At 40.6% G+C, this 13,736-nt stretch carries 12 protein-coding genes and 1 pseudogene; 4 read left to right on the top strand and 9 right to left on the bottom strand.

Annotated elements, in window-relative coordinates:
* Positions 1 to 207: 207 nt before the first annotated feature.
* Positions 208 to 1,095 carry an NAD-dependent epimerase/dehydratase family protein gene (locus tag AAIH57_RS12995; RefSeq protein WP_430021886.1) on the top strand — a complete coding sequence of 296 codons (888 nt, stop codon included), beginning with the start codon at positions 208 to 210 and terminating at the stop codon, positions 1,093 to 1,095.
* Positions 1,096 to 1,664: 569 nt separating this feature from the next.
* Here the strand turns inward: AAIH57_RS12995 and AAIH57_RS12990 are convergent.
* From AAIH57_RS12990 to AAIH57_RS12975, 4 genes are all read right to left on the bottom strand, one after another.
* The gene (locus AAIH57_RS12990; protein WP_430021885.1) at positions 1,665 to 2,588 is read right to left on the bottom strand and encodes a copper amine oxidase N-terminal domain-containing protein; all 924 of its coding nucleotides are present in this window, start codon (positions 2,586 to 2,588) and stop codon (positions 1,665 to 1,667) included.
* A gap of 334 nt (positions 2,589 to 2,922) precedes the next feature.
* Positions 2,923 to 5,211, bottom strand: a complete 2,289-nt coding sequence (locus AAIH57_RS12985) for a DEAD/DEAH box helicase (protein WP_430021884.1) — start codon at positions 5,209 to 5,211, stop codon at positions 2,923 to 2,925.
* A gap of 453 nt (positions 5,212 to 5,664) precedes the next feature.
* Complete coding sequence (locus AAIH57_RS12980) at positions 5,665 to 6,003, bottom strand: hypothetical protein (RefSeq protein WP_430021883.1); 339 nt, start codon at positions 6,001 to 6,003, stop codon at positions 5,665 to 5,667.
* A 66-nt stretch (positions 6,004 to 6,069) separates the two neighbouring features.
* The gene (locus tag AAIH57_RS12975; protein ID WP_430021882.1) at positions 6,070 to 6,633 is read right to left on the bottom strand and encodes a DinB family protein; all 564 of its coding nucleotides are present in this window, start codon (positions 6,631 to 6,633) and stop codon (positions 6,070 to 6,072) included.
* A gap of 292 nt (positions 6,634 to 6,925) precedes the next feature.
* Here AAIH57_RS12975 and AAIH57_RS12970 point away from each other — a divergent pair, with 292 nt between their 5' ends.
* The 3 genes and pseudogenes from AAIH57_RS12970 (at position 6,926) to AAIH57_RS12960 (ending at position 8,784) form a co-directional block, all read left to right on the top strand.
* Complete coding sequence (locus AAIH57_RS12970; RefSeq protein WP_430021881.1) at positions 6,926 to 7,474, top strand: hypothetical protein; 549 nt, start codon at positions 6,926 to 6,928, stop codon at positions 7,472 to 7,474.
* Between the two features lie 137 nt (positions 7,475 to 7,611).
* A pseudogene (locus tag AAIH57_RS12965) lies at positions 7,612 to 8,343 on the top strand (SDR family oxidoreductase).
* A gap of 21 nt (positions 8,344 to 8,364) precedes the next feature.
* Positions 8,365 to 8,784 (top strand): MerR family transcriptional regulator, encoded by a 420-nt coding sequence (locus AAIH57_RS12960; RefSeq protein WP_430021880.1) that lies wholly within the window; start codon positions 8,365 to 8,367, stop codon positions 8,782 to 8,784.
* Between the two features lie 178 nt (positions 8,785 to 8,962).
* Here AAIH57_RS12960 and tmk read toward each other — a convergent pair whose 3' ends face one another.
* From tmk to AAIH57_RS12935, 5 genes are all read right to left on the bottom strand, one after another.
* Entirely contained in the window at positions 8,963 to 9,616 is a 654-nt protein-coding gene (tmk, locus tag AAIH57_RS12955; protein ID WP_430021879.1) for a dTMP kinase, read from the bottom strand.
* Positions 9,617 to 9,702: 86 nt separating this feature from the next.
* Complete coding sequence (locus tag AAIH57_RS12950; RefSeq protein WP_430021878.1) at positions 9,703 to 10,173, bottom strand: NUDIX domain-containing protein; 471 nt, start codon at positions 10,171 to 10,173, stop codon at positions 9,703 to 9,705.
* Between the two features lie 995 nt (positions 10,174 to 11,168).
* Positions 11,169 to 11,936, bottom strand: coding sequence for a hypothetical protein (locus AAIH57_RS12945; RefSeq protein ID WP_430021877.1), 768 nt, complete (start codon positions 11,934 to 11,936; stop codon positions 11,169 to 11,171).
* 222 nt (positions 11,937 to 12,158) lie between these two features.
* Positions 12,159 to 12,779 (bottom strand): histidine phosphatase family protein, encoded by a 621-nt coding sequence (locus tag AAIH57_RS12940; protein ID WP_430021876.1) that lies wholly within the window; start codon positions 12,777 to 12,779, stop codon positions 12,159 to 12,161.
* A gap of 188 nt (positions 12,780 to 12,967) precedes the next feature.
* On the bottom strand, positions 12,968 to 13,474 hold the full coding sequence (locus AAIH57_RS12935; RefSeq protein WP_175399365.1) for a DUF2569 domain-containing protein: 507 nt from the start codon (positions 13,472 to 13,474) through the stop codon (positions 12,968 to 12,970).
* Between the last annotated feature and the right edge of the window lie 262 nt (positions 13,475 to 13,736).

Here is a 13,736-nt window from a genome sequence, read left to right as displayed (position 1 = left end):
GAATTATTCTTAACTCGACTATGCACTTCATGTCCATGCGATCAAAGGAGTGGGTTCTTTGTATGAATGCAAGCTGAATCGCGCACCTTTTTTTTACCCCTATTATAGACATAGAGTGTCTATAATATCTTATTATTAATTAATAGGAGACAGTGACAGATCGTATCACTTTACTTGTAAGAACTTAATTTAGGGAGATGACGAACGATGAAAATATTTATGACAGGCGTTACCGGATATATTGGAAGTTCTGTGGCTAAAGTATTGCTCGATGCAGGGCATTCTATCTATGGTCTGACCCGGAGCACCAGCCAAATAAACGAGCTGAAAGAGCTAGGGGTGGAGTCTGTCGTGGGCACACTTGGAGATACGGAAATACTGGCTGATTACGCAAAACGGAGCGATGGAGTGATTCATACAGCTGACGTTGCTCACCGCAAGGCTATTGAGACGTTTATTAGCGCTTTGCGCGGTACAGGAAAGCCGTTGATTCACACATCCGGTTCAGGCAACGTTGGGGATGATGCCAAGGGCGAATTCCAGAGCGAGCAAATCTATAACGAAGAAACACCTGTAACAAGGGACTTAGAATCGATTCGAGTCAATGAGCTGGTGCGTAAAGCAGGGGTCGATCAAGGAGTGCGAGGCATTGTCATCGTACCTTCCATGGTATATGGAACGTCTCTCGGACTTCCAAGAGACAGCATTCAGCTTCCAATGATTGTACAGAAATCGAAAGAAATGAAGGCCGGAGTCTATATTGGTAAAGGTCTGAACAGATGGTCGAACGTCCATATTCGTGACTTGGCCCAATTGTATCTTCTTGCGCTAGACAAAGCGCCATCCTCCTCTTACTTTTTCGCAGAAAATGGCGAGGAATCGTTCCGTGATCTAAGCCGTTACGTGAGTGAGGCGCTTGGATATGAGGGACGTACGATGAGCTGGTCTCTGGAAGAAGCGGTTGCTGAATTTGGCCTTCTGGCTCAATATACACTGGCGACGAATTCCCGAATTCGCTCTGTGCATGCTCGAAACTTGCTTGGCTGGAAGCCTGAGGCCGAATCCGTGCAAACTTGGCTTGCCAATAGCTTTTGAAGATTGTGATGTTGATCAGGGAGGTAGAAGGAAGATGACCGGAGACTGAGGCCGAAATATATGGAGATACCAAGAAACCATGTGACAAAAGAATCTCATGGCTTCTTGACACGTGATGGGATTACGCCATCTGAATTCCGGCGGATTGCAAGGGAACAGATATTGTGAAGTACCCTTCGGTCCTATTCCAATCTTTACTGGAGGTGACGGTGATTTTCGCCTTCAGTTGGAGAGCTAGAAAGCGACGGCTCACAGTCGCAAGCTCTTGTTTGCCACAGGTATGAAAGATGTATTGCCTGACATTGAGGGATTTCCGAAGTGTATGGCACCACAGCTTTTGTCTGTCCGTTCTATGATGGATGGGCGTTGAGGGACCGGCAGATCAGCATGATTGCTCCGAATAATTCAAATTTGCATTATGTGAAGATTGATATCAGGCTGGACAAAGCGCTTGACCGTGCTCACCAATGATTCATCGCTAACGGACTAGCAACGTGCGGAAATAAACATTCACGGTATTGCCTTAGTTGAGGAATTCTAATCAACCCATTTTGAAATTTCATTTCAAATCAATCTTCTGGAATATCAACAATAATATAGTTTTCTTTCACATCAGATTCAGGCACTTCAGCTTCTTTAAAAACAACATCATTCCAATTTTCCTTATTGATTAAACCATATCCAGTAGAAGTAATATGAGGCATCCAGCGAAAGTTGGCGAATGTCGTATCTTTAAAATTTGGTAAGGAACCATTCTCTTTTGTAAAGGAGCGGTTTAGGAAATAAAGATTATCCTGCTTGGCGGCCTTTTCGCTAATAAAAGCTTGCCACTTAAGATAAGCTGTGTTCTTCGTAATTTGATAATAACGGATTACATTATTATTGACCTCAATGAATCGGTCTTTTGTATTTTCCGGAAAATAATATTGAAGGCTGGCTGCTTCCACAGATGCTTCAAAGTCCTCTGTGAGCTGTGAAACTCTAGGAAGATTAATCGCAGCATTTCTTGCTGTGCTTAATTCACTGCTCTTAATATCAGTAAGCAGTTTCGTGCTTGGTTTCGAAACAAATGCAGTTTGGGTCTTTTGATTCCAAGTTACTGAACCGTCCAACGCTTCTGCAACAAAACGTAAGGGAATCATTGTTTTATCGTTATGAATAAATGGAGCAGTACTTAATGAAACTGAATTTCCATTTTTTTGTGCTACTTTTTTATTCATCGTCAACTGCAAGTTTGTATCGCTCCCCTTCACTGTCACTTGCTTAGTAGTATTATTCCAGGCAAACGTTAAGCCACCTAAACTTTTGAGTGAAGTCAGGCTAAAAAATACCTGGTTGTTCTTGTTGAGAATGTCTTTTGAATCTAAGTCATTATTATTCACAACAACTTGCGTTCCTTTTGGACCTTGTACTATTGCAGCTGCATCATTGGTTGGAATTACCAAAAGCGAAGAACATAGAAAAGCAAAAGAAAATAATACTAACTTCTTCATTTGGAAAACCTCCTAAGTTTTATAATCTTTATATAATAAGACGCAAACGTAAGGTTACCTCCAAACAGTGTAGATTCTTGAGAATTTCTCCTGTCTTACTAAACTAACCTGCCCGTTAGTTGAACAAAGTCAGCCAATCATGCTGATTGGCTGACTCCTTGATTTATTGAGCTTTCGTTCCCCTGTTGGAAGCCCATGGCTTTCAGCAATATAATAAAATAGTGTCACAGTGTCAATCTCATCTCCTAACTAAACTATTCTCCAAAGATTTTTATACTATTTGTTCGATCTCTAAAGAGGATCTTACCCGATTATCCTTAAAATCTACTCAGTATCACTGTTTAGACAGCTTATATACCGGCCACAGTGCCAACCTCAACATCTTGCGGCCCCAAAAAGCCAATACGGTCGTTCCTGTCCATGAGCTACGATTATTCTCGCTATACTGGTCGTTGATAATATAGGTCCGGGTGGAAATAGGGCTTTTCAGACCGAACTTTTCCCACTCCGCTGGATCATTTGTACCCCCAAGCCTTTCAAGCATATTCGTAGACTTCTTGTTGATTTTAGCCGGAATTTGCTCGTAGGCTTGGGAGATTTTTGTATGGAATTCGTCAATTGGATTGCGGCTGGCAATGCTCTCCAAGTGGATGCTTTCGCGAAGGTAAGAAACGTATGCCAAATGTTCAGCCCAGAACTCGTCGATATAAAAAAGCCGTACCCGCTGCTCCGAAGGGCTCATCCGCTGCTCGCCTTTCAAAACTCGGAGCCTCTCCGCATATAGAATTCGCCTCTGGTCCTCCACCATATCAGAATAACCGTTTAGTTCCTGGTGGATATCGAAGTTTTGGCCCATAATAATGCGCTGAATATGCTCGATTTTACTGCGGAGCACCGAATCCTCGAGAGCCTCATCCTGCTTAGGAGCGCGAACCACTTTATGGATACCGAACTGAAGCATCAACTCGTCTTCCAAGCTGAGGAAAAATACGGAAGCTCCAGGGTCGCCCTGGCGGCCGGAACGGCCACGTAACTGTTCATCAATCCGCAGGCTTTCGTTCACATATGTACCCACCACGTATAATCCTCCCAGCTTGGCGACAACTTCTGCCTGCTCAGGGTTGCTGCCGCCGAGCCGAATGTCTACGCCGCGTCCTGCCATATTGGTAGACACCGTTACGGCGCCGATTTCTCCTGCTTTAGCGATGATTTCGGCTTCTTTTGCGTCATTTTTTGCATTCAGAACATGGCAATGTACGTTAGCGTTTGCCAGCGCCTCCGCCAGCTTGTCAGACTCCTCGACGCTAGACGTCCCGATGAGAATCGGACGTCCCGTTGCATGGACAGACGAAATTTCTTGTACAAGCGCCTTCAGTTTGGCTTCTTTATGGGTATAAATCCGGTGCGGGTGATCAATCCGTATATTTGGCTGGTTCGGCGGAATTTGCACGACTCGCAGCGCATAGATATGTTCGAATTCCATTGTTGAAGCTTGCGCCGTAGCCGTCATTCCGCAAATTCCCGGATACAGGCTAATGAAGTGTTGAATGGTGATCGTCCCGAGAATTTTCCCGCCTGCCGTCCACTGCAGTCCTTCTTTGGCCACAAGCGCGGCTTGCAGCCCGTCCGGCAAATACCTGTTCTCCGCTACACGGCCGGTATATTCATCAATTAACTCGATTACACCGTCCCGTACGATGTAATCAACATCTTCTTTAAGTAACGTTTCCACATGCAGCGCACAATTTACTGATGTTAGCAAATGACTATTTTGGCTGTCGTACAGATTACCGCATCCGAGCAGCAATTCCACCTTCGCAGCCCCTGCTTCATTCAAGTACACGTTCCGCTGGAACTCGTCGAATTCGTAATGCTCTGCTTGTTTGAGCTGCCGAGCCACTTCTGCGAAACGAATATCGTCGCTCTTGGAGGCGCTCGACTCTCCGCTGATGACTAGCGGCACCCGCGCTTCGTCGAGGAGCAGTGAATCCGCTTCATCGACAATAACGTAGTGGAACGGGCGATGCACCATATCAGCTTCATTTAATGTGATCGTGTCGCGTAAATAATCAAATCCCGCTTCTTTAGCCGTCACATAAGTTATATCTTTGGCGTAAGCTTCCTTTTTCTCGTACAGGCTCATGCCCGCTTGAACCGAGTTTACGCTTAACCCGAGAAAACGATAGATCGGGCCCATCCACTCGGCATCTCGATTTGCCAAATAATCGTTAAACGTTAGCACATGAACGCCTTGGCCAGTCAGCGCATTTAGATAAGCAGGCATAACAGCAGAGAGTGTTTTCCCTTCACCAGTATGCTGCTCGACCAAAAATCTCTCATGCAGAGCGATAGCAGCCATGATCTGCACATCATAGGGCTGTAAACCGAGCTTTCTCTTCGCTACCTCGCAGACTAACGCATAGGCATCGACAAGAAGCTCATCTAAAGGCGTCCCCCACTTTGCTTTTTCTTTAAGGCGGAGAGATTCCTCTTGAAGCTGCTGATCGCCCCAAGCTTCCAAATTCCGCTTCCTGATGAGTTCCACTTTGTCTCGATAGCCTTTCAACTGCTGCCGGGTATCACGGTCTTTGAATTCTCGCATCCACTTGACGATTAAATTCATTGGTTTATCCTCCTCGGTAGAAATGCGCGATTCTTTAGCTATATAAACCGCACTAACCAATCACACTGAGTGCAGTACCAACCTCCGCTCGTGTTATCTCCCCAACTTATGCCCAAGTTTTCTATTTCCTGGATATGGGTTTACATACGCATTTACTTAGAGGAAGTTTCCGTATTATCTCAAAATATCGAATAAAACGTAGTCCCATATCCTCGAATATCCAAACTACACTCCCTCAAGAGTGTAGTTCTAGCAGTTTAAAAGTTCCACTTTACTATAATTTGAAATTGAAAGTTTCGTTCCCATTAGTTGAACAAAAGCAGCCGATCAAAAATGAACTGCACCTCCATTTGCCAGACACTGTCTAACAATTGGGATGCAGTTCATTTGGTCAGCTGCTTGCTTAGTTGTATTGAGCGCTATCGTTTCCTGTTAGCGCAACACCAATTTGAATTAAATTAAAAGTAGAACTACACAAGAGGAAAAACAGCTTATTATTGCAATGATAATATGAAGACAACTGAATGAGATTTTTTCCAGGAAAATTCTTTCTTTTTTTTGAATGAAATATGTGTAGATTAACACAATAATCACAACGGGCAAATATAGGTGAAGATCCGGACCATCACTACTCGGCAAAACTTTGTTAATAGTTCCACCTATAGTTTCGTCAATTAACATACATCCATAGATAACTCCGATTATCCCTGAAATAAAAAACTGAGCTGCTACCTGAACCAGATCTTTCTTCAGGAAGAAAGGAACAAGTTTTCGGTATAGGTCATCGGCCATAATATAATTGTTGCCTCCTCAATTTTTAACTGTAGTTCAACTAACGTTTCAAATTAGTTGAATAAGTTACCCAAGTACGTCCGTCTCGTTTAGCCTTACTAGCTTTTTCAAAAACATCATTTGTCCAATATGATGTGCATTATGGATACACAAATTTGAAACAACATTCCACCACTGAGCATTGAAGTAGGAAGGTATTCTTCCTTCCAGTTTTGATATCTCACAATTAGTAATGCTGTCACGCCATTCGGAAAAGCCATTACTCAACCGTCGAATGGTTTTACGCCAACTTTCTTCATCCAGCTTCAGGCGATCCATTTCAAAAGTTTCTTCATTATTTATAATACTAATTTCAAATATGTCTTCGTTCCTAAAACGTGCTAGCCACATCTCATTCCAGTATATAAGATGATTCGCGATCTCCCAGATGGAATGTGAATTACCCTCAGGTTTCCAAGTTGCCTCCGCAACTGATATATCATCTAAAATGGTTTTAGACGATTTAAACCAACTTTCATCATCATGACAAGCTGCCAATTGATCGAGTAGAACGTCCTTTATGCTAGTTATCATTACCACCTCAAGTCGATTTTTTGTACTCTTTTGTTTTCTTAAGAAGCTATCCTTCACCTAGCTGGATAGACCTTCCATCTATTGTAACAACACCGAAGAAGAGAGGAGTAACGAAATCGTAGAAATCACCATGTGATTTTATTCAATTGTACTTTCGTTTACTTCCATATCCAAACCCATTTTCCCTTCAAAATTCTGGAGATCCCGTAATGTATACAGCATCATCACGGTGAACGGGGGAACTTGGTCTTGATCCCCATTGTACTGTCCATAGGTGTAAAATTTATTAATGTAACTCTTTCATACTTCCTAGCGTCTAATCTATAAATATTTAATAAGGTGGGATATAGTGATAAAAACATATGTAATGACTACACTATTAATCTCTCTAATTTTTTTGATGGCATGTAGTGGAGAAAGTCTGCCAAAAGATGAACCAAGCACATCGACAAATATACCGACTCAGAATGCAGCTACCGATACAACAAAACCGCAAGATACGAGTGCCAAACCATCGTCGAATACCAGCTTTAAAGCTGAATTGGCAATTGACTTAGAATCAGCTGAAAATACGTTGAACGAAAACGAGCGCCCCGCGCTGGATGTACTCGAAAAGAACCTGACCGCTCTCGTGCAGCATGATCACAAACTGTACCGATCCGGTTTTGTCGATGATCAACTGGCCGATGCCATGGATTTTTATTATGGTGAGCAGTTCCAATATACGTTTTCAAGCATTGAAAGCATTGAGAAAAGTGCGTCTATTAAAAAACAGGTGCATATTACGGTTCTTGGTGAACGTCTGGATACAACAACCAATTCGGTTGAAGAAGTAAAAATGATGTATGCGATCCGGCAGAATGAACAAGGAGATTGGGACATCTATACCATTGATTAATGTCATTAGACTGATCAGTTGTCAAAATACATACTTACTCCTATCCGTCGGTCTAAAATTTTGCTCTTGACTTGGAGTGTACTCCAAGATGTATCGTGATCTTCAGCAAGTAAATATTACCTCAAGGAGACTTAATCATGAACCAAAAGACTGTTTTGATAACGGGTGGAAATAAAGGTATCGGGTTCGAGAGTGCCAGACAATTGGGCAAGATGGGATTCACAATTTTAATTGGTTCAAGGGATCAATCCAAAGGGCAGGAAGCAGCTGCTTCGCTGAAGAATGAGAACATAAATGCTGAGGCAATAACGCTTGACGTTACAGACCTGGAAACAACTCAATCTGCTGCTAGTCGAATTGAAGATCAGTATGGAGCGCTTGATGTTCTGATTAATAACGCTGGAGTGAGCTTGGATAGGGGTCTTCCTCCGAGTCAACTGGAATTGACCGTTCTAAGAAATACTTATGAGACAAATGTTTTCGGCATGTTCTCTGTCACTAAGGCTATGCTTCCTCTGATTAAAAAATCGCCTGCTGGCAGAATTGTAAACCTTTCAAGTGGATTGTCTTCCTTGACCTTAAATAATGACCCGGAATCCGATGCCGAAAAATATGGAGTAAATTTGCTCGCCTACATGAGTTCGAAAACGGCTGTCAATGCACTGACTGTCTAGCTTGCCAAAGAATTAAAAGATACGCCGATCAAGATAAATTCAGCTGATCCAGGGTTCACTGCTACGGATTTGAATGGGCATACGGGTTATCGTACCGTTGAACAGGGAGCTTCTATTGTCGTGAAACTCGCCACACTTCTCAATAATGGTCCGACTGGTGGTTTCTTTGATGAAAACGGAGTGATACCGTGGTAATAGACTAGGAGGTGCAGCAAAGTGATCGACATTCCCGAAAACGCAAGCTCAATTAAACAGGCCGCTGAATTCACGGGTCTGTCAGAAGATACCATCCGCTATTATGAGAAAATCGGCTTGCTTCCGTATGCCGATCGCGAAGCAAACGGCCACAGAAGGTATAGTAAACATCAATTAATAGGCATGGTCTTTTTACGAAGGCTCAAATCAACCGGAATGACAATAAACGAAATGAAGCATTTCCAAAAGCTTTACGAAATGGGAACATCCTCAATCCCTCAGAGAGTCTCCATTCTGATCGAACATAAGAATAAAATTCAGGATGAAATTGACCGATTACTGGAGACACAAAAGATTATTGATTACAAAATTAACAATTATAACGAGTTCCTTGTAAATCCGGACTTAAACAGTACAGCCTGTGACCCCGTAGAAAAATAAGCTCTGAGAGCAACGCCAGCGATCCAAATGTATCAAATCACTTATTCTGTGATGATGTCATCTGACAAACATAAAGGCCCTTTATCCATGTTCGCTTTTCTTGCAAGGTGAAATCAAGAAAAAGAAAATGGGTTAAAGGGCCTTTTTATGTGAAGGAATGTAGCTTTCCCTCAGGCGATCAATAGTTAATCACCTCTAGCTGATCTACAATAGAAGCTATTTTAGAAAATGCATCCTCAATTCCTAAATCTGCTGAAGAAATCACATGCATATTGTAACACTCGCCTACCCTCCGATAGCTGGTCAAACTCTTCTCCAAGTGTTCGCGCTCAACGTAGGAATCTTCAAAGCTTTTACGTTGTTTTATCCGCGCTATACTAGTTTCTAAATCAACATCCATAAGAAATGAAGCATGGGGTTGACGGATGGATGGAAGTATCTCATTTAACCATGGTTCTGGCGAATTTCCACGTGCTACCATTGTTGCAAGCATTGTAAAAATATAACGATCACTAATGACATAACCCCCTTTACGGAGAGCAGGCTCTATGACTTCTTTATAATGTTGAATACGATCTGCTATCATATACATCTGCAGCGCATTATAGTCGACAAGATGTCGTTTGTCCGGTTTATAAATAAAAGTTTTAAAAATATGCAGCTGCCTCATTTCTGGCGTTGGCTGCATAGTTATGAGAACTTCTCTACCTTCGTTTCGAAACTTACCAGCAAGCATCTCAATCATTGTGGTCTTTCCAGAGCCATCGACACCCTCAAAAACAAATAATCTACCTTGATATTCTTTTGTTATTGGACTTAATACTGGAAACACAACTTTCACTCCCTATATCAATCAATTGGGCCTTATTGCTAATATCCACAGAAACTGATGCCGAACCATTTGCTAAACGACACAGATCACACGAATTCAATTAACTTCCTATCTATTTCTGCGATATCACCGATCTCCGATGTACCATCCCAAAGAATAATTGAAGAAGCTTCATCGTTTTCAATAAAATCATCAAGTTGGTACAGTTCACTCATGAACAGAGCTCCATACTCTGTCCGTTCAGGTCCATGAAAACTTGGCTGGAGTCTAAACTTCATTAGCCCTTTGAATTCAGCCGTGTTAATATTTTGATTGGTTTCTTCAAACAATTCTCTAATTACACATTGTTGAGCATTCTCTCCAGCTTCAATAATCCCTCCTGGAAGTTCCCAGTTGTTTCTCCATTTATTATGCATAAATAGGTACTTTTCTTGGCATTTCACGACAATTAGAGCATGTGTTAGCGGAGCATCCAGTGTGCTTGTAATGACCTTATCATACTCGATACGAATAAAATCCAAAAAAATGTTACCTCTTGAATCTGTCATGATTTCCATTTTTACTCCTCCATTTCTTTTGTTACAAAAATAAAAAAACGCGCTAGACCTAAGTCCTGCGCGTTCATATATCGCAGGATGGGAAGCGCGAATAGCGTTAACCCATCCCAAATTTTTTTAGAAATGGATTAACGCTTTCCATGATGGTGAGATTGTTTGAATTCTAAAATTAACATCGTCTATTCTCCTATTCATCAACATATGGAAATAATACCCACTATAGTACTTTAGAGTCAAGTATATATTTTTGCTTATGTACAATAATGTAACCTGTCAGTTAGTTGAATAAAGCAGCCGGTCATATTGGTCAGCTGGTTCCTTAATTGTATTGAGTTAACGTTTCCCATTAGCTTAATGAACAATTAATACATCAATCGGAAATTGAACCATCAATAAATTGATAAGAGATAAATAAAGCTTAGTACTGCTATGAAAATATAAAGACTACTGAATAAGACTTTTTAAAGAAGATCTCTTTGTTTTTTCAAATGAAGAACTAGTGAATTAACACAGCAATCACTATTGGCAAATATCGATGAAGATCTGCCCCATCATTACTCGGTAATACTTTATTCATATATCCACCTATAGTTTCATCAATGATCATAAATCCATTGTCTAAACTCTTCTTCTTTCAGAGTCAGATTAAGGATCTTATATTCATCGGTCTCATAGCTTAGATATTCTTCTATTGCAGCTTGGGGGCTAGAATCAATCCGATTCGTATCAATAAACAATTTAATATAGATTACAAAATAAGCGATCATAATAGGTAAGAATACTATTAAGAATAGTATTGAGAATACTAAGTTAACTTTTTTTGACTTCATCACACTCCACCTCTACGTCACATGACCCATTCTACGTTAATGACACTGTCTAATTAGCAAAAATGAACAAGTTTTTGTTGATACGACTTGGAAGTATACTGCCTGTACAATGATCGTTGCTCATATTAAGTCATGTTTTCCGTTAGTTGAATCCCCTGAAATCAATCATTTTAAATTCTCATATAATTTTATCCTTTCATAAGGAAAATGACTGCATTCCTCATTCATAGAATTCATAAGCTCTTGCTTTTTCTCCACGAAAAGGTTCTCAAAGTTATCATCTGAACCCCCTCCCATCTCACTCCAAGAGTAGGGATGAGTTAAAATTTGAACACGTTCTACACCTTCTAGCATCTCTGTGTTAGGATACCCGAATTTCCACTTATGTTGAGAATCCGATAGATAAAATATTTTTGACTTGTTGGTATTAATTAAATTATTGTCAGAGCAGTAGTTAAAATATCTGCTAGCATAGCTGTTTATTAAGTTGTCTATTTTTATATCTAAAGACAAAACTACCTTAGTGGGTCTGTGGAACGAAAAACGGTCTACCGTGGTCTCAATAAAATTGGAGAAAATACCTATTTCTTTTTTTATTCCTTCTACAATATTATGGGTGCTATTCTTTGGTAAATGATAGTGTAATCCAACTCGATGACCCATACGAAGGATATCCCTTATTATTTTTATGTTCTCTTCAGAAAAGGGGTTATAACAATTATTCGATATTTGAATGAAATATGAAGACTTAATATCAAGGTGATTCGACTCAAAATAGGCTAGTTTATGTGCTCTAGATAAAGAGAATTCAACATCATGTCTGAGAATAACAAAAGATTTTGTCTCTTCAGTAATCTCTTTGTAATCTAAAAAAGGAAGCCCTGTATCTCTGAGTCTTTGTATTATCTCTCCATATTCTTTATAAGTGAACATTGTTACACCATCCAACATATGTTATTTATCAATGCTATTCATTTCATGTGACTTTTAGTTTTTCAAAAAATTCGTATTTTAAACAGAATGACTGTATTTTCAAATAATAACTCAAAATGGTTAGTGGATAAATGAATTTCCTTTAACGGCCCAAAGAAATTAGTCATCTTTAACTAAGCTCTATTATTGATCTCCAGACCTCTTCAATATGGTTTGTAGAAATCAATCCAAATGACTTACCACATTCATGCTGCTAAATCTCCAACCTTCCAATCCCTTCTCAATCGTGTGCACACTGGTATGGTCCATAGGATGAAAGCTCGATGTATTGCTCCATTCCCGCTTATCAAGCAGATAATAGAGGATGTTAATCACTCCACCGTGCGTAACCAACAGAACGTTGGACTTTATCTTTTGCTCCTCAATATCTCTGCATAGCATTTCGAAAGATGTACAGATTCTGTTATAAAAGTTTCTTGGGCTTTCTCCTCCTGGAAAAGGAGAATCCATCTCAAGAGAGTTGAAATAAACTCCTGGGTAATTCACTTCAGCCTCCTCGTGGAGCATACCTGCCAAAACTCCGTTATTCATCTCTCGCCAATCTTTCACAAAGCTGCCCGGGATATTTAATTTCCTCTCAATCTCCCTTGTAGTCTGTACTGCACGAGGAAGATCACTGCTTAGGATCGTATCGATAGCATATTCCTTAGCATGCTGATGTAGATAATTGCCCAGTTTTCCCGATTGAATAATTCCTTGTTCCGTGAGTCCTCGCTGGCTCCATCCGCCTCGATATCCTTCCTCGTCCATACCATGCCTTACCAGGAAAATTTTCAAGATCATTCCTCCTTAAATCTGTATTTCAATCATCTCTAGACGGATCGTATAGATCCTCAACCACTGGTATGTAAGGAGACAAGAATGGATCCATCACTTTCTCCAGTTTTCCACGCGCCAACTTCGATTGAATTCGTAAAACAAACCCCGACCTCAGATGGTTTTTATTCCAAGATCGGGGCTCTTACAACAATTTATTTTACAAAAGTATTATGAACTCGTACTGACTTGATAAAATATGGAATCCAGATCGCACAAGTAAGAACTGACTTCGCAATTTCTCTCATCGAACTTCCATCTTCAAGATCTCTCGCCATCGGAATCTGAAGTAACAACAGATAATCAATGATGCCAACGACCAAACTGACACTATAGAAGATAATCATAAGACGTGGCAAAATCGCTTTTTTATTGTAAAACGCAAAAACCGTATACAAACTAAACAATAGGAATAACACGTTATACACCATTTCAAAAATGAGGACTGGTCCCCATAACGGATGATAATAATCAGATTGCTTCGAAGTCAGCAATTCCCATGTTTCTGTCGTAAACATAGGCAGGATTTGTTGGATCAATTGCACTACGAGCAGAATAATCGTAAGAAAAAGACCAAGCTGGATGAGAATCAGCCATCCTCCTAGTCCTGATACGCCCAATGGTCGATAGTCTCTCTTCTGCTCTTCAATAGGTGGTTCCACGGATAACACTTCCTTATACTGTTTTGTCATTCTGAGATGAATCATTCCACGTATTTCACAAATTCTACGGCCGCTTCTCTCCATTACTTATCGTACGTTCTATGTATGTTGGCGTTTTCCATATAGCTGCATATCTCACCTTCCTCGGTCATAAAAATTCACACAGCTTCCTTATTATACTATGAGAGTAAACAATGGGATATAGAATTTAACAACCAACTTCATATGCAGTTGGGGCAAAAAGGGACGTTTGTTCTCAAGA

It is taken from the genome of Paenibacillus sp. MABNR03, assembly GCF_050455445.1.
GTDB classification, from domain to species: Bacteria; Bacillota; Bacilli; order Paenibacillales; family Paenibacillaceae; genus Paenibacillus; species Paenibacillus xylanilyticus.
This window is presented reverse-complemented; position numbering and strand designations above follow the sequence as displayed.